Origin of the sequence: Pseudonocardia halophobica, assembly GCF_027922425.1 — a bacterium.
GTDB lineage: Bacteria > Actinomycetota > Actinomycetes > Mycobacteriales > Pseudonocardiaceae > Pseudonocardia > Pseudonocardia halophobica.
In genome coordinates this window covers 87,147-104,611 of record NZ_BSFQ01000023.1, presented here as the reverse complement: position 1 = coordinate 104,611, position 17,465 = coordinate 87,147, and the positions used below count along the sequence as shown (strand labels likewise).

General features: G+C 73.2%; 14 protein-coding genes. 8 read left to right on the top strand and 6 right to left on the bottom strand.

Features of this window, described 5'->3' with window-relative positions:
- The first annotated feature begins 79 nt into the window (after positions 1–79).
- The 4 genes from PKE99_RS23940 to PKE99_RS23925 are packed head-to-tail and all read left to right on the top strand — an operon-like array spanning position 80 to position 4,612.
- Positions 80–1,510 (top strand): APC family permease, encoded by a 1,431-nt coding sequence (locus PKE99_RS23940; protein ID WP_037049666.1) that lies wholly within the window; start codon positions 80–82, stop codon positions 1,508–1,510.
- Positions 1,511–1,524: 14 nt separating this feature from the next.
- Positions 1,525–3,462, top strand: a complete 1,938-nt coding sequence (locus tag PKE99_RS23935) for a primary-amine oxidase (protein ID WP_051737876.1) — start codon at positions 1,525–1,527, stop codon at positions 3,460–3,462.
- Positions 3,459–3,932 carry a hypothetical protein gene (locus tag PKE99_RS23930; RefSeq protein WP_037049668.1) on the top strand — a complete coding sequence of 158 codons (474 nt, stop codon included), beginning with the start codon at positions 3,459–3,461 and terminating at the stop codon, positions 3,930–3,932. The genes PKE99_RS23935 and PKE99_RS23930 overlap by 4 nt, the downstream gene beginning before the upstream one ends.
- A 29-nt stretch (positions 3,933–3,961) precedes the next feature.
- Positions 3,962–4,612: a LuxR C-terminal-related transcriptional regulator gene (locus PKE99_RS23925; protein WP_051737877.1), complete on the top strand. Its 651-nt coding sequence runs from the start codon at positions 3,962–3,964 to the stop codon at positions 4,610–4,612.
- A gap of 2 nt (positions 4,613–4,614) precedes the next feature.
- Here the strand turns inward: PKE99_RS23925 and PKE99_RS23920 are convergent, their stop codons facing one another.
- The 4 genes from PKE99_RS23920 to PKE99_RS23905 are packed head-to-tail and all read right to left on the bottom strand — an operon-like array spanning position 4,615 to position 9,860.
- A complete protein-coding gene (locus PKE99_RS23920; protein ID WP_037049670.1) occupies positions 4,615–6,885 on the bottom strand; it encodes a N,N-dimethylformamidase beta subunit family domain-containing protein in 2,271 nt (756 codons plus the stop codon).
- Positions 6,885–7,232, bottom strand: coding sequence for a N,N-dimethylformamidase alpha subunit family protein (locus PKE99_RS23915; protein ID WP_051737878.1), 348 nt, complete (start codon positions 7,230–7,232; stop codon positions 6,885–6,887). The genes PKE99_RS23920 and PKE99_RS23915 overlap by 1 nt, the downstream gene beginning before the upstream one ends.
- Positions 7,233–7,290: 58 nt before the next feature.
- A complete protein-coding gene (locus PKE99_RS23910; RefSeq protein WP_037049671.1) occupies positions 7,291–8,898 on the bottom strand; it encodes an alpha-amylase family protein in 1,608 nt (535 codons plus the stop codon).
- On the bottom strand, positions 8,895–9,860 hold the full coding sequence (locus PKE99_RS23905; protein WP_037049673.1) for a TIGR03885 family FMN-dependent LLM class oxidoreductase: 966 nt from the start codon (positions 9,858–9,860) through the stop codon (positions 8,895–8,897). The genes PKE99_RS23910 and PKE99_RS23905 overlap by 4 nt, the downstream gene beginning before the upstream one ends.
- A gap of 94 nt (positions 9,861–9,954) precedes the next feature.
- Between PKE99_RS23905 and PKE99_RS23900 the strand changes: the two genes are divergently transcribed.
- From PKE99_RS23900 to PKE99_RS23885, 4 genes are all read left to right on the top strand, one after another.
- Positions 9,955–10,317 carry a DUF2784 domain-containing protein gene (locus PKE99_RS23900; protein WP_037049675.1) on the top strand — a complete coding sequence of 121 codons (363 nt, stop codon included), beginning with the start codon at positions 9,955–9,957 and terminating at the stop codon, positions 10,315–10,317.
- An 80-nt stretch (positions 10,318–10,397) separates the two neighbouring features.
- Positions 10,398–10,784 carry a DUF6394 family protein gene (locus PKE99_RS23895; protein ID WP_037049677.1) on the top strand — a complete coding sequence of 129 codons (387 nt, stop codon included), beginning with the start codon at positions 10,398–10,400 and terminating at the stop codon, positions 10,782–10,784.
- A 6-nt stretch (positions 10,785–10,790) separates the two neighbouring features.
- Positions 10,791–12,626: a potassium channel family protein gene (locus PKE99_RS23890; protein WP_037049680.1), complete on the top strand. Its 1,836-nt coding sequence runs from the start codon at positions 10,791–10,793 to the stop codon at positions 12,624–12,626.
- 56 nt (positions 12,627–12,682) lie between these two features.
- Positions 12,683–14,113 carry a wax ester/triacylglycerol synthase domain-containing protein gene (locus PKE99_RS23885; protein WP_037049683.1) on the top strand — a complete coding sequence of 477 codons (1,431 nt, stop codon included), beginning with the start codon at positions 12,683–12,685 and terminating at the stop codon, positions 14,111–14,113.
- 48 nt (positions 14,114–14,161) lie between these two features.
- On the opposite strand, the gene katG is transcribed toward PKE99_RS23885, so the two are convergent.
- Both katG and PKE99_RS23875 read right to left on the bottom strand, forming a co-directional pair.
- Positions 14,162–16,354: a catalase/peroxidase HPI gene (katG, locus tag PKE99_RS23880; RefSeq protein WP_037049685.1), complete on the bottom strand. Its 2,193-nt coding sequence runs from the start codon at positions 16,352–16,354 to the stop codon at positions 14,162–14,164.
- Positions 16,355–16,562: 208 nt separating this feature from the next.
- Positions 16,563–17,384, bottom strand: coding sequence for a hypothetical protein (locus PKE99_RS23875; RefSeq protein WP_037049686.1), 822 nt, complete (start codon positions 17,382–17,384; stop codon positions 16,563–16,565).
- Between the last annotated feature and the right edge of the window lie 81 nt (positions 17,385–17,465).

Genomic DNA, 17,465 nt, shown 5'->3' with positions numbered 1-17,465 from the left:
AGAACGTGCTTTGACTCACGCCGCGCCTCCGCCCACGGTGGTCGACATCACTCTTCCGAGTCACCCTGGAGAGCCGCTGATGAGCGTCACGGGTTCGGATCGACCGCACACCCTCACCGGCAGGCTCGGTGTGGGGTCGATCGTGTTCATGGTCGTCGCCGCCGCCGCGCCGCTGACCGTCATCGCCGGCACCGTCCCGCTCGGCCTGGCCGCGGGCAACGGTGCCGCCTTCCCCACCACCTTCGCCCTGTGCTGCGGGATCCTGCTGCTGTTCGCGGTCGGGTTCTGCGCGATGAGCAAGCACGTGCCGAACGCCGGCGCCTTCTACGCCTACGTGCAGAAGGGGCTCGGCAAGCGGCTGGGTCTCGGCTCCGCCTTTCTCGCGCTGGTCACCTACGCGGCCGTGCAGCTGGCGGTCTTCGGCTACATCGGCGCGGTGATCGACGCCCTGGTCCAGCACTGGGGTGGCCCCGCGCTGCCGTGGTGGGTGTGGTCGCTGGTCGTCGCCGCGGTCGTCGGGGTGCTCGGGTACCGGCACATCGAGCTGTCCGGCAAGGTGCTCGGCGCCCTGCTGATCGCGGAGGTCGCGATCGTCCTCGTGTTCGACGCCGTGGTGATCGGCAGCGGTGAGCACCTCTCGACCGCGTTCGTGAAGCCCCCGGAGTTCGTGTCCGGCTCGCTCGGCATCGCGATCATGTTCGCCATCGCGTCGTTCATCGGGTTCGAGGCCACCGCGGTGTTCCGCGACGAGGCCCGGGACCCGCAGCGCACCATTCCGCGGGCGACCTACACCGCGCTGCTGCTGATCGGCGTCTTCTACACCCTGTCCAGCTGGGCCGTCGTGTCCGCGTGGGGCGACGCCGCCGCGGTCGAGGCCGCGGGCACCGACCCCGGCAACATGATCATCACGACGATCACGAACGTCCTCGGGCCCGTCGGCGGCGACGTCGCCCAGGTCCTGCTGATGACCAGCCTCTTCGCCGCGGCGCTGTCCTTCCACAACGTGCTGGCGCGGTACTACTTCTCGCTCGGCAACGCCGGCGCACTGCACCCGGCGGTGGGGCGCAGCCACCCGCGGCACTCCTCGCCGCACGTCGCCTCGCTGACCCAGACCGTCGTCGCCGTCGCGTTCCTGGTGATCTTCGCGATCGCCGGGATGGACCCGGTGACCCAGGTCTTCGCCTGGATGGCCGGCACCGCGACCCTCGGCGTGCTCGGGCTGATGACCCTGACCTGCGCCGCCGTGCTCGTCTACTTCCGCCGCAGCCGCGTCGACACCCGGGTCTGGCACACCGTCATCGCCCCGGCCCTCGGGCTGATCGGCCTGCTCGCCTGCCTCGTCCTGACCGTCTCGAACTTCCCGACGCTGATCGGCGGCTCGGGCGCGCTGGCCTTCGGCATCGGCGCGATCCTCGTCCTGGCGTTCGTCTTCGGCGTCGTCTGGTCCCGCCTGCGCACCGTGTCCGGCTCCGTCCCGGCCACCACCGTCCCCGCCGCCGACGCGGCCTGAAAGGAGAACCTCCGATGACCACCCTCGAGAACCGCACCCACGCGCTCGCCATGACGAGCGAGGCGGAGGTCCGCGCCGTCCGCGAGGTGCTGCTCGACGCCGGACTGCTGGGCGAGACCGTCCGCTACACCTTCTTCACGCCCGAGGAGCCCGCCAAGGGCGAGGTCCTGAGCGGTGCGGAGACCGACCGCCGCTTCCGCGTGATCCTGCTCGACATCGCCAGCGGCCGCTCCTGGGACGTCGTGGTGTCCACCGACTCCCGCTCGGTCGTGTCCAACCGCGAGCTCGACCCGCCCCGCGACGGCCAGCCGCCGATCATCGACACCGAGTTCGAGATGATCGAGGACATCCTCAACGCGGCCGCCGAGTGGCGCGAGGCCCTCGAGCGCCGCGGCATCGACCCCGCGCAGGTGCGCGCGGTCCCGCTGTCCGCCGGCGCCTTCGACGACTACCCCGAGCACCCGGGCCACCGCGTGGTGCGCGCCTTCGGCTTCCGCCAGGACCACGAGAAGGACCACCCGTGGGCGCACCCGATCGACGGGCTCGTCGCCTACGTCGACCTCACCGCCCGCACCGTGGACCGCGTCGTCGACCACGCCGAGCACCCCGTGCCCGAGACGACCGGCAACTTCGACGACCCCGAGGTCCAGGGCCCGCCGCTCGACCTCAAGCCGATCGAGATCACCCAGCCGCAGGGCCGCTCGTTCACCGTCGAGGACGGGCACGTCCGCTGGGGCAAGTGGGACCTGCGCATCGGGTTCAACGAGCGCGAGGGCCTGACCCTGCACCAGATCGCCTTCGACGGCCGCCCCATCTGCTACCGCGCCTCGGTGGCCGAGATGGTGGTCCCCTACGCCGACCCGTCGCCGGTCCGCTTCTGGCAGAACTACTTCGACTGCGGCGAGTACATGTTCGCCCGCTACGCCGACTCGCTGCAGCTGGGCTGCGACTGCCTCGGCGACATCCTCTACACGGACGCCGTGATCGCCGACGACCTCGGCAACCCGCGCACCATCGAGAACGCGATCTGCATGCACGAGGAGGACTACGGCGTCCTCTGGAAGCACTCGGACATGTTCACCGGGTCCCGCGAGACCCGCCGCCAGCGCCGCCTGGTGATCTCGTTCTTCACGCCGATCGGCAACTACGACTACGGCTTCTACTGGTACCTCTACCTCGACGGCACCATCGAGCTGGAGTGCAAGGCCACCGGCATCGTGTTCACCTCGGGCACGCCCGGCGAGTACGCCACCGAGATCGCGCCCGGCCTCGGCGCCCCGTTCCACCAGCACCTGTTCTCCGCCCGGCTGGACATGACCGTCGACGGCGGGCCCAACGCCGTCGAGGAGATCGAGGCCGCCCGGGTCCCGATGGGCGAGGGCAACCCGTACGGCAACGCGTTCCGCCGCAGCGTGACGCGCCTGTCCCGGGAGTCCGACGCCCAGCGCGACGCCAACGCCTCCACCGGCCGGGTCTGGCACATCATCAACACCGAGAAGACCAACGCCCTGGGCCAGCCCGTCGGGTACACCCTGCACCCGGAGGGCCAGCCGACCCTGCTGGCCGACGACGCGTCCGTGATCCGGTCCCGCGCCACGTTCGCCGCCAAGGCGCTGTGGGTCACGCAGTACGACGCGGACGAGCGCTACCCCGCCGGTGACTTCGTGAACCAGAACCCGGGCGGCGCGGGGCTGCCGGCCTGGGTGCAGGCGGACCGGCCGGTCGACGGCGAGGACATCGTCGTGTGGCACACCTTCGGGCTCACGCACTTCCCGCGCCCGGAGGACTGGCCGATCATGCCGGTCGACTACACCGGCTTCGTGCTCAAGCCGTCGGGCTTCTTCGACCGCAACCCCGCGCTCGACATCCCGGCCTCCACCAACGGCCACTGCCACGGCGGCAAGGAGAACGGCGAGGTGCACGGCCCGGGCAAGGACCGCGGGGCCGAGTGATGCACGGCGCGGGCTGGTGGGAGGCCGTCGTCGGCGTGGCGTGCCTGCTCGCCGCGGCGGTCTTCCTCGCCCGCGCACGCCGTGCCCCGGCGCACCGCTTCACCGCGCTGGGGCACGGCGGCATGGCGCTCGCGATGTGCGCCATGGCGGCCGGCGGGCTCGTCCTGTCGGCCGCCCTCGCCGTGGTGTCCTGCCTGTTCACCCTGGCCGGACGACGGCGGGGCGAGGGCACCGAGAACGGCGCAGTGGTCCACAGCTGTCTGGCCGCGTGCGCGATGGTGGCGATGCCCTTCGTCGCGGGGGACCACGGCGGTCTCACGGTCGCGGCCGTCTGCCTGGCCCTGACCGGCTACTTCGCCGTGCGGAGCGGGCGCTGGCTGGAGGCGCTGCGCGGACGGTTCCGCGCGGAACCCGTCGCCCACCTCGTGATGAGCGGCGCGATGGCCACCACCTTCCTCACGATGATCTGACGTGATCTGACGGCCCGGAGGGGGCTCGGATGTCCGGACCGGTCGACGAGGCGGAGGCCTACCGGGTCGCGTTCGGGCTCGCGGCGGCGGCGCAGCAACCCTCCTGGAGTGCGGCCGCCGCGACGGTGCTCGAGGAGCTGGGCACCCACCTCCCCACCGCGGCCGCGGCGCTGGTGGCCCTGGCCGGTGCGGCCGATCTGTCCCGCCGGTTGCTGACCCTGCTGGAGTGCGGCGGCGTCGAGGGACCCGCCGCCGTCGTCGGGCCCGACGCCACGGTGGTGCCGGTGCCCGGCCGCCCCGGGCCGCCCGGGCTCGACGACGAGCTCGCGGCCCGGATCGTCCGCTGGCGCCGCACCCGTCCGGACCCGCCGCAGGCGCGGTTCCTCGCCCCGGCGCCCGCGGGCTGGGTTCCGCTGCAGCTCGTCGCGGTCGAGGACGGCACGCTCGTCGCCACCCGACCCTCGGACGCCGCCCACGGACTGTCCTACCGGGAGGCCGAGGTGCTGACGCTGCTGGCCGACGGGCTGGCCAACGCGACCATCGCCCGCCGGCTCGGGATCAGCGCCCGCACCACGGCCCACCACGTCGAGCACGTCCTCGGGAAGCTGCAGGTGGACTGCCGGGTGTCCGCAGCCCGGCTCGCCGTCGAGCAGGGGCTGCGGCTGCTTCCCGAGGCGTGACCTCACACGTCGAGCGGCTCCAGCGGCTCGGGGTCGGCGAAGCGCTCCAGCACGTTGCGGGTGAGGCGGGAGACGTCGTTGTCGTAGCCGTTGGTCGCGAGGCTGCCGGCCCAGGCGATGGAGCCGGTGGAGAACACGCCCCCGCCGTTGGCCGTCGTCAGGTAGACGACGTCGGCGCGGACCTGGAAGTTGTCCGTGCCGCCCAGGCCGTCGAAGGGGAAGTAGATGTCCTCCGCGACCAGCGGGTAGTTGTCCGAGTGCCGGCCCGCGCTGGTGGCGAGGAGCAGCGCGTTCGGCGGGGTGCCGAGGGTGAGGTCGTACCGGTCGCACTCGTGCCCGGCGGCGCCGCTGCCGACGAGCCCGTGGTCGCCGAGCACCGTGGTCCCGTCCAGGCCCGCGGTGAGGAAACCGGCCCGCGGGTCGGCGAAGTCCTGCAGGGTGTCGTAGGCCGAGGAGTGGTCCATGCCCTCGGTGGTGAACCCGACGCCGAAGAGCTTCTGCGGGCTGCGGCCGCGATTGCGCCAGATCCCGCCGCGCTCCGGGCTGAAGGCCATGTGCAGCTCGCCCGGCCGGGCCTGCCAGGCGCGGCACCCGGCCTCGCCCTTGCGCACCTCCATCAGGTGCGGCTTGTCCGGGTGGAACGTGCTGACCCAGTAGAACCCGTTGCCGCCCATGTACATCCCGCGGCCGCCGGCGCCGAGGTAGGTCTCCCAGGCGTCGAGCATCCGCGCGGAGTAGTACTCGGGGTGGGTGCCGGTGAGGACCACGGCGTAGCGGCCGAGCAGCTCGGCGCCCTCGCGGTCGAGGTCCTCGTCGGTGGCCACGTCGAACTCCGCTCCCACGCCGTGCAGCCAGTCGACGAGGTGCAGGTCGGCGGGGAACTGCCACAGCGAGCCGGTGCTGTGCCGGTGGCCGGGACGCATCGTGAGGATCGGCCGGAGCCGGCTGGTGTGCCCGACGCCGCTGCCGTCCGAGTGGTGGTCGTAGGTCGACAGGCCGTACTCGGGGTGCTCGAGGAGCTTGAGGTCGGGCGCGGCGAAGACCGAGGTGTGGCCGAGGATCGACTGGGCCACCGGGACCTCGGGGACGATGTGGTCATTGGCGTAGGCCAGGTAGCTCGCGGTCGGGAAGAGCAGCAGGACCTTCGCCGTGGCCGTGCCCCGCGGGGGCAGCACCCAGAACGGGATGTGGTCCACGGTGTCGCCGAGCGTGATCCGCAGCGCATAGACGGCGCTGGGCAGGTCGTCCGGGACCGCGAGGCGGACGTCGGTCTCCCAGCCGGCGTCGTCCAGGGCGTCGTCGGTGAAGTGGACGGCGCCGTACTGCTCGGGCGCGTGCCGGTAGTTCTCCTCCTCGCCGGTCCAGTTCCAGCCGGTCATGGCGCGGTACGGGGCGTTGTGGCCGTGGCCGTGGCCGTGCAGGCCGTGCGGGCCGCGGTCGGTGTAGGTGTCCGAGGGGACGCCCGAGCGGCCGATCTCGGCGGCGAAGTCCCAGTGCGCCAGCAGGTCCGCGCTCGGCCGCTCACCACGGGCCAGGGCCGCGCGGTCCTCGTCGCTGAGGGCGTGCGCGTAGACGGCCGGGGAGTCGAGCTTGCCGTTGTAGTGGTCGGTGAGGCCTGCTGCCCCACTCGACGCGGCCAGCACCGTGTCGGCGTCGGGCTGCGCGGGGACCGGGGCGCCCGCGTCGGCGCCGGTGGTCGGGGCGGCCAGCCCGACCGCCGGGCTCCACAGGCTGTTCGCCGAGGTCAGCGTGGGGGTGGCGGTGACGACGGTGGCGCCGTCGCTCCAGCTCGCCGTGACCGAGTACCAGATCCAGGGGGCGAGCGGGGCGTCCGCGACGGTCTCGTGGACGGTCGTCCCGTCGCCGAGGCGCAGGGTCACCCGGCCGTCGACGAGCCCGAGCCACCATCCGCCCGTCCCGTCCCAGCGGGAGACGAAGGCCTGCGGCCCCTTCGCGGGCGTGGTCGGCTGGACGAACACGTGCACGGCGCCGGTGCCGCCGAGCGCCAGCCGCCCGCCGTCCGGCACGACGACCGCGGAGCCCGTCCGGATCTCCTGATGGCGGGCGGGGTAGCTGCCCGTGGCGGGCGTGTCGACCACCGACTCCCGGAAGCCCGGGCCGGCCGGGTTGGTGTCGCCGTTGCGCAGCCGCACGACCTCGGCACGGAACTCGCCGGGCTCGTCGCAGCTGACCTTGAACTCGATCGTCTCGCCGGGCGCGACCGAGAAGCGGTCGGCGTAGCCGGTCACGGTGGGCCGGGGCACGTGCACCATCACGCCACCTCCGCCCGCAGGTCGGCGACCCGCCGCAGGAACACGGCGTGCATCGCCTCCTCCTCGGTGGCGTAGGGCCCGTCGTCGAGCACCTCGGGGGCCTCGCCGGGCACGCCGGTGAGCGCCGCCAGCCGGTACTCCTCCCACGGCCGCACCGCGACGATGACGAGCTTCCCGGGGATCGGCGCCCGCCGCATGTGCCGCAGCACCCGCTGCAGCGCGTCGCTGTGCGGCCCCGCGGGGTTCGCCTCGTGCTCGGCGATCACCTCGTCGCTGAGCAGCGACAACGTCCGCTCGGTCGCCCGCCGTTCGAAGAGGCCGTAGACCTCCAGCTGCCTGTCCCGCATCCGGATCCGCCTTCCCGTGGTGGTGGTGGGTCAGCGAACCGGAGCCCGGCTGCGGGGCTCAATGGGCAGAAGTGCCCATTGAGCCGACCGTCCGGAACCAGCGGCAGGCGTACGGCTCGAGCAGGACGGACGCCCGCCCCTCGTCGTCGAGCCGGAGTGGCTTCGCCCCCGGGTCCAGCACATCAACCAGCTCGGCACCGGGCAGGCCGGTCAGCACCGGTTCGGCCCGGACCTCCGCGTCCGCGAAGTTGTGCAGGGCCACGACCGTGGTGCCGTCGGCGTCGCAGCGGTGCGCGAACACCGGGCGCGCCTCCGGCCCGGGGTCGAGCACGGTGTAGCTCCCCCAGGCCAGCTCCGGGCAGGCACGGTAGCTGTCGACGAGCAGCCGCATCCAGGACAGCAGCGACCCCGGGTCCCGCGTCTGCTCCCGGGCCGCGGCCCAGTCCATGTCGGAGCGCACGGCGAACCGGCCGGGCAGGCTCAGGTCCTCGACCATGCCGATCTCCTCGCCGTAGAACAGCACCGGGGTGCCGGGCAGGGAGAACAGCAGGCTGTAGACCATCCGGATCCGGCGCTCGTCGCCGCCGAGCATGGAGGGCAGCCGCCGCCGCAGCCCGCGGCCGTAGAGCTGCATGTCCTCGTCCGGGCCGAACGCGGCGAAGACCTCCGCGCGCTGGGCGTCGGTGAGCTTGTCCAGGGTGAGCTCGTCGTGGTTGCGCACGAACGTCGCCCAGTGCCCGTCCTCGGGCGGGTCCGGCCGTTGCCGCAGCGCGTTCGCCAGCGGCTCGGCGTCGGCGCGGGCCAGGGACAGGTACATCTGCTGCATGCCGACGAAGTCGAAGCACATCGTCAGCTCGTCGGTAGTGCCCGCGCCGTCCCGGGCGCCGAAGAAGGGCATCGTGTCCGGGTACGGGAGGTTCACCTCGCCCAGCAGGACCGCCTCGCCGTTGCGCCGGCGCAGGAAGGCGGCGAGGTCGGCGAGGTAGTCGTGCGGGTCGGGCAGGGCGCCGGCGTCGTCCTGGCCGGCGGTCTCCAGCAGGAACGGCACCGCGTCGACGCGGAACCCGGACAGCCCCACCTGCATCCAGAAGCCCATGATGCGGGCGATCTCGTCGCGGACCTCGGGGTTCGCGACGTCGAGGTCAGGTTGGTGCTTGTAGAAGCGGTGCAGGTAGTACTGCCCGGCCTTCTCGTCGTACTGCCACAGGGAGGTCTCCTGGTCGGGGAACACCACCCCCTGCGGGCCGTCGGCCGGCGGCTCGTCCTGCCAGACGTACCAGTCGCGGTACGGGGAGTCCGGCGAGCTCCGCGCGTCCTGGAACCAGGGGTGCTGCGCGGAGGTGTGGTTGACGACGAGGTCGGCGATCACCCGCATGCCGCGGTCGTTCGCCGTGCGGATCAGCTCCACGAGGTCGCCGTGCGTCCCGAGCCGCGGATCGACGCCGTAGAAGTCGACGATGTCGTAGCCGTCGTCGCGGTCCGGGGTCGGGTAGAAGGGCATCAGCCACAGGCACGTGTCGCCGAGCCGGTCCAGGTGGTCGATGTTCTGGATCAGGCCGCGGAAGTCCCCGCAGCCGTCGCCGTTCCCGTCGGCGAAGGTCTCGACGTCCAGGCAGTAGACGACGGCGTTCTTCCACCACAGGTCCGAGGTCCGGGTGAGCTTCACGCCGCGCCCCTCAGCTGGGGCAGGACCTTGTCGCCGAACGCGTCGAGGAACGCGTCCTGCTCCTGTCCGACGTGGTGGATCGCGATCTCGTCGAAGCCCAGGTCGGCGAACTCCGCGAGAAGCGCGGCGTGCCGGGCGAGGTCGCCGGACACCTGAACCGTCTGTCGGACCTGCTCGATCGGCACGTGCGTGGACACGGCGTCGAAGGTCTCCGCGGTGTCGATGTCCCAGCAGGCCGGCGGCGGGAAGACGTTGCCGCGCCACTGGTCGAGCGCGATCGCCTCGGCCGTCTCCTCGTCCGGGGCCCAGCTGACGTGCACCTGCAGGTGCAGCTTCCCGCGCCCGCCGGCCTCCCGGTAGGCGTCGATCATCTCGCGCAGGTGCGGGATCGGGGCGTTGACGGTGATCAGGCCGTCCGCCCACTCCGCGCACCAGCGCGCGGTCGCCACGCTCACCGCGGCGCCGACGAGCGGGGGCGGCTCGGGCGGGCGGGTCCACACCCGCGCCCGGTCGACGCGGACGAGCCCGTCGTGGCTGACCTCCTCGCCGCGCAGCAGCGCCCGGATGACGTCGACGCACTCCCGCAGCCGGGCGTTGCGAACCTCCTTACGAGGCCAGTCGTCCCCGGTGATGTGCTCGTTGCTCGCCTCGCCGGTGCCCAGGGCGGCCCAGAACCGCCCCGGGAACATGGCCCCGAGCGTGCCGATGGCCTGCGCGACGATCGCGGGGTGGTAGCGCTGGCCGGGGGCGTTGACCACGCCGAACGGCAGCGACGTCGCCTGCATCGCCGCCCCCAGCCACGCCCAGGCGAACGCGGACTGGCCCTGGCGCTCGCTCCACGGGGAGAAGTGGTCCGACGACATCGCGGCGTCGAACCCGACCTGCTCCGCGCGGACGGCGGCGTCCAGGAGTGCGGTCGGGGCGATCTGCTCGTGCGACGCGTGCCAGCCGAAAGCGGTCATTCCCGCCAGTACCCGGCAGGGTTCCGGCCGACACGCCGGACTCCGCGGGCCCGGGCCGCTGGTGGCCGCGTCCCGGGCCGGTCATCCTGGTCGCGTGGCCTACCGCTTCCTCGCCGACGCGGTGATGCTGGTCCACTTCGCGTTCCTGGCCTTCGTCGCGCTCGGCGGCTTCCTCGCCTGGCGCTGGCCGCGGGTCCTCGTGCTGCACGCCGTCGCGGTCGGGTGGGGCCTGGTCAGCGTGCTCGCCCACGTCGAGTGCCCGTTGACGGCGTGGGAGGACCGGTTCCGCCGGCTCGCCGGGGAGCAGGGGCTGGCGCGGGGCTTCATCGACACCTACCTGACCGGTGTGCTCTACCCCCGCGAGTACCTGCTGGCCATCCAGCTCGCGATCGGCTGCCTCGTCGTCGTGTCGTGGGTGGGGTTCGCGCTCCGCCGGCGCCGCGTGGTCCGGCGCTGACGCCGCACGTCGATCAGGCGCGCGCCCCGTCGTCGTGCCATTCTGTCGCCCGGGCGGGACGACCGGAGCCGGGAGCACGCATGAACCTCGAGAAGGTCGTGTTCGGCTTCTTCGTGCTGCTCGCCGCGACCCTCAACTTCGGCTTCTTCATCGGCGACATCTCGAACCCGGCGCTGCACAACATCTACGAGCTGTTCGCCGCCATCGTCGTCAGCCTCATCGCGACCGTGCTGAAGTTCGGCGACCGCACCCAGATCGGCGCGGTGCACCTCGCCACCAGCCTGGTCGCCGACCTGCAGCTCGTGGCGGCGGCGCTGGCCTGGACCTACTCGGCCCACATCGCCGACACCGGCCTGACCCCGGCGGCGATGGCGAGCGTCGTGTCGCTGTCCGGCGGCGCGCTGTTCGCCAACGTGGTCTCGGTGGTGCTGCTCGTGGTCGAGACCGTGTCGTACCACCGCCGGTAGGCGCTCATGGGCAACCCGCTGCTCTCCTTCTGGATGCGGCTGCTGGGGCAGGACGAGGAGCCGGGCCCCCGCGGTCCCTCCCGGCGGCTGCGCCGGCGGATCCCGATGGCGTCCGCCGTCGAGGCCGAGGCCACGATCTTCCTGATCCTGCGCCGTATGCGCGCCCCGTTGATCGTGCTGATCACGATCTTCGCGGTGAGCGTGCTCGGCCTGACCCTCGTCCCCGGCCAGGACGCCACCGGCGCGCCCTACCGGATGAGCTTCTTCGACGCCTTCTACTTCATGAGCTACACGGCGTCGACGATCGGCTTCGGCGAGCTGCCGAACACCTTCACCCCCGCCCAACGGCTGTGGGTCACCGCGACGATCTACCTCACGGTCATCGGCTGGGCCTACGCGGTCGGCACGCTGCTGGCGCTGCTGCAGGACCGCGCGTTCCGCCGGGCAATCGCCCTGCAGCACTTCACCCGCAAGGTCAAGCGGCTGCGCGAGCCGTTCCTGCTGATCGTCGGCCACGGCCGCACCGGGGAGCTGCTGTGCCGCGCGTTCGACGCGCTCGGCAAGCGGGTCGTCGTGATCGACGTCGCCGAGGACCGCATCGACGCCCTCGAGCTCGGCTCGTACCACGGGGACGTCCCCGGGCTGGTCGCCGACGCCCGCGACCCGGGGCACCTCGGCGTGGCCGGGCTGCGCAACCTGCGGTGCGAGGCCGTCGTCGCGCTGACCAACGACGACGAGGCCAACCTCGCCGTCGCGATGACCGCCGCCCTGCTGCGGCCGGACCTGCCGGTGGTCGCGCGCACCGTCTCCCCCGCGATCGCCGAGCGCATGCAGGCCTTCGGCAGCCCGACCGTCGTCAACCCCTTCAACCGCTTCGGCGACCACCTGCGGATCGCCATGCGCTCGCCCGCCTCTTACCAGCTCATGACGTGGTTGGAGAGCGGCCCGGGCGCCGAGCTGCCCAAGCGGGGTCGGCCGCCCGCCGAGGGGCACTGGGTGGTGTGCGGCTACGGCCGCTTCGGCCGGGAGGTCACCGCGGACCTGCGCGCCGAGGGGCTCGACGTGACCGTGGTCGAGCCGCGCGCCACGGCCCCCGAGGCGGGCGACGGCATCACGACCGTCGAGGGCTCCGGCGTGGACCCGGCGGTCCTGGTGCGCGCCGGCGTCGCCGGCGCCGTGGGGTTCGTGGCCGGCACGGACAACGACACCACCAACCTCTCGATGGTCTCCGACGCCCGCCGGCTGAACCGCTCGATCTTCGTGGCGGCCCGGCAGAACCGGGCCGCGAGCGCGCCGCTGTTCGCCGCCATGGAGATCAACTCGCTGCTCGTGCCGGCCGAGGTCGTGGCGCACGAGGTGTTCGCGCAGCTCAGCACCCCGTTGCTCTGGCGCTTCCTGCAGGGGGTGCCGCAGCAGGGCGACGCCTGGGCGGCGGACCTGATCCGGCGCGTGACCTCGGACTGCGGGCGGCGGATGCCGGCCCTGTGGAAGATCCGGCTCAACCGCAGCGAGACGCCGACCCTGCTCGGGTGGCTCGCGTCCGGCGAGGCCCGGCTCGGCGACGTCCTGCGCGACCCGGAGCGCCGCGAGAACCGGCTCGGCATCACCGTGCTGATGGTCCTGCGACGGGATGCGGACGGCACCGAGGAGTGCGTGATGGGGCCGGACGACGGGTTCGTCCTCGCCCCGGACGACGAGCTGCTCCTGCTCGGCGCCACCCCCGCCCGCCGCGGCCTCGACGTCACGCTGCTGGTCGACGCCGCCCGCGAGTACGTGCAGACGGGGCGGCGGGTGCCGGCGGGCTGGGTCTGGCGCAAGCTCACCCGGGCGGGCCGGGACTGACGCCGACCCCGCACCGTGGCCTTGGTCCCTTCCCGGACTGCGGCAGGTGCCGCAGGGTGCAGGCCGTGGTGACGAGGTTGCGGCTCGACGAGCTGATGTCCGCGTGGGTCGCCGGTCCCGACACCCCGATGCAGATCGGGCTGCTGGGCGTGTTCGACGCCGGACCGTTCCGGCAGGCCGACGGCGTCGTCGACCTCGCCCGGGTCCGCGCCGAACTCGCGCAGCGCGCCACCCGGGTCGCGGGGCTGCGCACCCGGGTGGTGTGGACCCGGCTCGGCGAGGGCCGGCCGTTCTGGGCCGAGGACCCGGCCTTCGTCCCGCTGGACCACGTCGACGTGACGACCCTGCCGACCGGGGCGGACCTGGCGAGCTGGGCGGTGACCCGGTCGGCGACACCCCTGCCACCTGACCGCCCCCTGTGGCGTGCCGACGTCGTCGGCGGACTGCCCGGGGAGCGGTTCGCGGTGCTCCTGGTGGTGTCGCACGTCCTGGCGGACGGGGCCGCCGGCATCGCGCTGCTCGGCTCGCTGCTCGATCACCGGCCCGAGACGGCGGCCCCGGTCGTCCCGCCGAGGACCGTGGCGCCGCTGCCGTCGCACCGTCAGTTGCGGCGGGTACGGCGGCACGAGATCGCCGAGGCCGTACGACGACGCCGTCGGCGAGGCGCCGCAGGAGTCCGCCGTCGGCGAGGCGGTGGCAGGCAGGGACTCGCGCAGGTCCGGGCCGCTCTCGCGGAGTTCGCCGGACCGGAGCCGGTCACCTCGCTCCCCCGGCACATCGGGCCGGGCCGCAGTCTGGGGGTCGTCCCCGTCCCGCTGCCGGAGCTGCTGCGCACCGGGCACGCGCTCGGCGTCACGGTGAACGACCTGCTCCTCGCCGCCGTCGCCACGGGGCTGCGCGAGTACCTGACCGCGCGCGGCGAGGCCGTCACGGGGCTGGTGCTGCGCGCGACCGTGCCCGCGACGACCGGGCACACGGACCGGCAGGTGGGCAGCATGCTCGTCGTCGGCCTGCCGGTGGGCGAGCCGGACGCGGCGCGGCGGCTCGCCCTGATCCACGAGGTGACGACCCGGGACAAGGCCCGGCTGCGGGCAGCCAGCACGGACGTCGCGGATCTCCGCCTGCCCGCTCCGGTCGCGCGCCCGTTCCTGCGGTGGGCGCGACGGTTCGGCAGCCGGCGGCTCACCCTCGCCGTGACCGACGTGACCGGACCCCCGACGCCGCTGTGGCTGGCCGGCGCCCGGCTGCTGGCGGCGGCACCGATCGCGCCCATGAGCGCCGGTGTGCCGCTGTCCGTCGCGGCGCTGTCCTATGCGGGCGAGCTGCTGGTGACGCTCAACGCCGACGCCGGCCTCACCGACCTCGACGTGCTGACCGAGGGGACGGCCCGCGGCTTCACCGCCCTGCGGGAGCAGGCGGGCCTCGCCACCGGGCCGACCACCGGGCCGACCGCCGGGCCGACCAGCGAGCCGACCCCGGCCTGGTGACCGCGCCGGCAGCCCGGGCCGGCGTGCGGCCGGCCCGGGCCCCGGGCGTCACGGTCGGGCGAGGTCGAAGCGGTCCAGGTTCATGACCTTGTCCCACGCCGCCACGAAGTCCTGCACGAACTTCTCCTGCGCGTCCTGGCACGAGTAGAACTCGGCGACGGCGCGCAGCTGCGCGTTCGCGCCGAAGACGAGGTCCACGGGGGTGGCGGTCCACCTGACCTCGCCCGTGGCGCGGTCCCGGCCCTCGTAGACGTTCTCCGTCGACTCGGACGTCCGCCACTCCGTGCCCATGTCGAGCAGGTTGACGAAGAAGTCGTTGGTCAACGTCCCCGGGCGGCCGGTGAGGACGCCGTGCGGGGCGTGCCCGGCGTTGGCGTCGAGGGCCCGCATGCCGCCGACCAGCGCCGTCATCTCCGGGACGGTCAGGTTCAGCATGTACGCCCGGTCCACCAGCCGTTGCTCCGGCGGCACCTTGTCGCCGGGCCGGACGTGGTTGCGGAACCCGTCCGCGGCCGGCTCGAGCACGGCGAACGAGTCCACGTCGGTCTGCTCCTGCGAGGCGTCCGTGCGCCCCGGCGCGAAGGGGACCGTGACCTCGTGGCCGCCGTCGCGCGCCGCCTTCTCGACGGCCGCGCAGCCGCCCAGCACGATCAGGTCGGCGAGCGAGATCCTCTTCCCCTCGGACTCGAACTCCTGCTGGAGCCGTTCGAGGGTCTCCAGCACCCGCGCCAGCTCCGCCGGCTCGTTGATCTCCCAGCTGCGCTGCGGTTCGAGCCGGATCCGCGCCCCGTTCGCCCCGCCGCGCTTGTCCGTGCCGCGGAAGGAGGCGGCCGAGGCCCACGCGGTCGCCACCAGCTGCGGGACGGACAGGCCCGAGTCGAGGATCCGCGCCTTCAGAGCGGTGACGTCGTCGTCGCTCACCAGCTCGTGGTCGACGGCGGGGACGGGATCCTGCCACAGCTGCGGCTGGGGCACCCACGGGCCGAGGAACCGCGAGACCGGGCCCATGTCGCGGTGCAGCAGCTTGTACCAGGCCTTGGCGAACGCGTCGGCGAGCTCGTCCGGGTTCTCGTGGAACCGCTTCGTGATCGGCCCGTAGACCGGGTCGAACCGCAGGGCGAGGTCCGAGGTCAGCATCATCGGCGCGTGGCGCTTCGACGGGTCGTGGGCGTCGGGCACGGTGTCCTGCGCCTCGGGGTTCTTCGGCGTCCACTGCTTCGCGCCGGCCGGGCTCTCGGTGAGCTCCCAGTCGTAGCGGTACAGGTTGTCGAGGTAGCCGTTGTCCCAGCGCGTCGGCTCGTTGGTCCAGGCGCCCTCGAGTCCGCTGGTGAGCGCGTCGGCGCCCACCCCGCTGCCGCAGGTGTTCCGCCAGCCCAGGCCCTGCTGCTCGATCGGGGCGCCCTCGGGTTCGGGCCCGAGGCAGTCGGGGCTGACCGCGCCGTGGCACTTGCCGACGGTGTGGCCGCCGACGATGAGGGCGACCGTCTCCTCGTCGTTCATCGCCATCCGGCTGAACGTCTCGCGGATGTCCCGGGCGGACGCCAACGGGTCCGGGTTGCCGTTGGGTCCCTCCGGGTTCACGTAGATCAGGCCCATCTGCACCGCGGCGAACGGTCCGGCGAGCTCCCGGTCACCGCTGTAGCGCTCGTCGCCGAGCCAGGTGTCCTCCGGTCCCCAGAAGATCTCCTCGGGCTCCCAGATGTCCTCCCGTCCGAAGGCGAAACCGAAGGTCGTGAGCCCGAAGGACTCGTAGGCGCAGTTGCCGGCGAAGATGATCAGGTCGGCCCAGGAGATCTTCCGGCCGTACTTCTGCTTGACGGGCAGGAGCAGCCGGCGCGCCTTGTCCAGGCTGACGTTGTCCGGCCAGCTGTTCAGCGGCGCGAAGCGCTGGGCGCCGCTGCCGCCGCCGCCGCGGCCGTCGGCGATGCGGTAGGTGCCCGCGGCGTGCCAGCTCATCCGGATGAAGAGCCCGCCGTAGTGGCCGTAGTCGGCCGGCCACCAGTCCTGCGAGGTCGTCATCACCTCCATGACGTCGCGCTTCAGCGCTTCGACGTCGAGCGCCGCGAACTCCTTCGCGTAGTCGGAGGCCCCGCCCATCGGGTCGGCCTGGGGCGCGTGCGCGCGCAGCACCGACAGGTCCGGCTGGTTGGGCCACCAGTCCCGGTTCGTGAGGGGCCGGTGGGGCTCGGGGGTCGGGGACGGGATCCGCGGGTTCTCGCTCTCGCTGACGCTCTCGGTCACGTCGATCCTTCTTCCTGTCTCGCTCTCGTCCTTTCAGCCGAGATCGCCGCGTACCGCGGTGAGGACCGGGCCCGGATCAGCGAGCGTCGTCGTGCACCGCGGCGGGCACCGCCCATCCCGGGGCGTGTGCTCGAGGTCCGACGTCGTCGGCGCGCCGGCAAGTCTGGTCCCGTTCCTTGAACCACTCAACGCACAGGTGCAAGGTCGGTCAGGTCGGGTTCGGCGCCCGCTGCCCGGTGTCGTCGGCGCCCTCCTCCTGCTCCTCGGGGGTCTCCGAGCCCACGATGCCGGCGACGTCCTCCTCCTCGTCCTCCTCCTCGTCGGCCTCGGCCTCGGGCCGGGGTCGCTTCGAGGCGGCGAACTGCTCGAGCCGCTGGGCGAGCCGCTCGAGGCCCTGGAGCGCCAGCAGGGCGAGCCGCTTGATCAGCTGCAGCAGGATCGCGGCCTTGGCCATCAGGAAGCTGAAGCTCGCCCCCAGGACCGGCTTGACCACCGAGCCCACGGTCCCGACCACACCCTTCAGCGTGCCGGTCGCCGTCGACGCCACCCCGCTGACGGCGGTCTCACCGGTCTTCGCCACGCCCGACGCGACGTCGCCGCCGGCCTTCGCCAACCCGGATGCGGCCGCTCCGCCGGTGCTTGCGGCGGTGCGGCCCGTGCTGCCGACGGCCTGCGCGGCGCCGGACGCCGCGGCCCGTCCGGTCTGGGCGACGGTTCGTGCGGTCTTCCCGGCACCCGGCGCCGCCGCCTGACCCGCGGCGCCCGCCGTCCGACCGGCTCGACCCGCGGCCCGGCCCGCCTGGTCCACGGTCCGACGGGCCGCCGACCGGCCGGCCTCGGACGCGGCCCGGCCGGCCGCCGTCACCCGGCGGACACCACCGGTGACGTTCCTGGCGGGCGGCTTCGTCCCTCCGTCGGGCGCGCTCATCCCGGGCGCACGACGCCGGACCTTCCGCGTGGCGTCGGACGCGTCCTGCTCACCTGCGCGGGCCTCCCCGCGCTTCTCCTGGGGCTGGTCGGATTCCGTCATCGGTCCGCTCCTCTGCTCGGCTCGCAGTGCTACCACTTCTCGAGGGACGGCTACCCGAATCCGAGCCATGACCAGGCAATT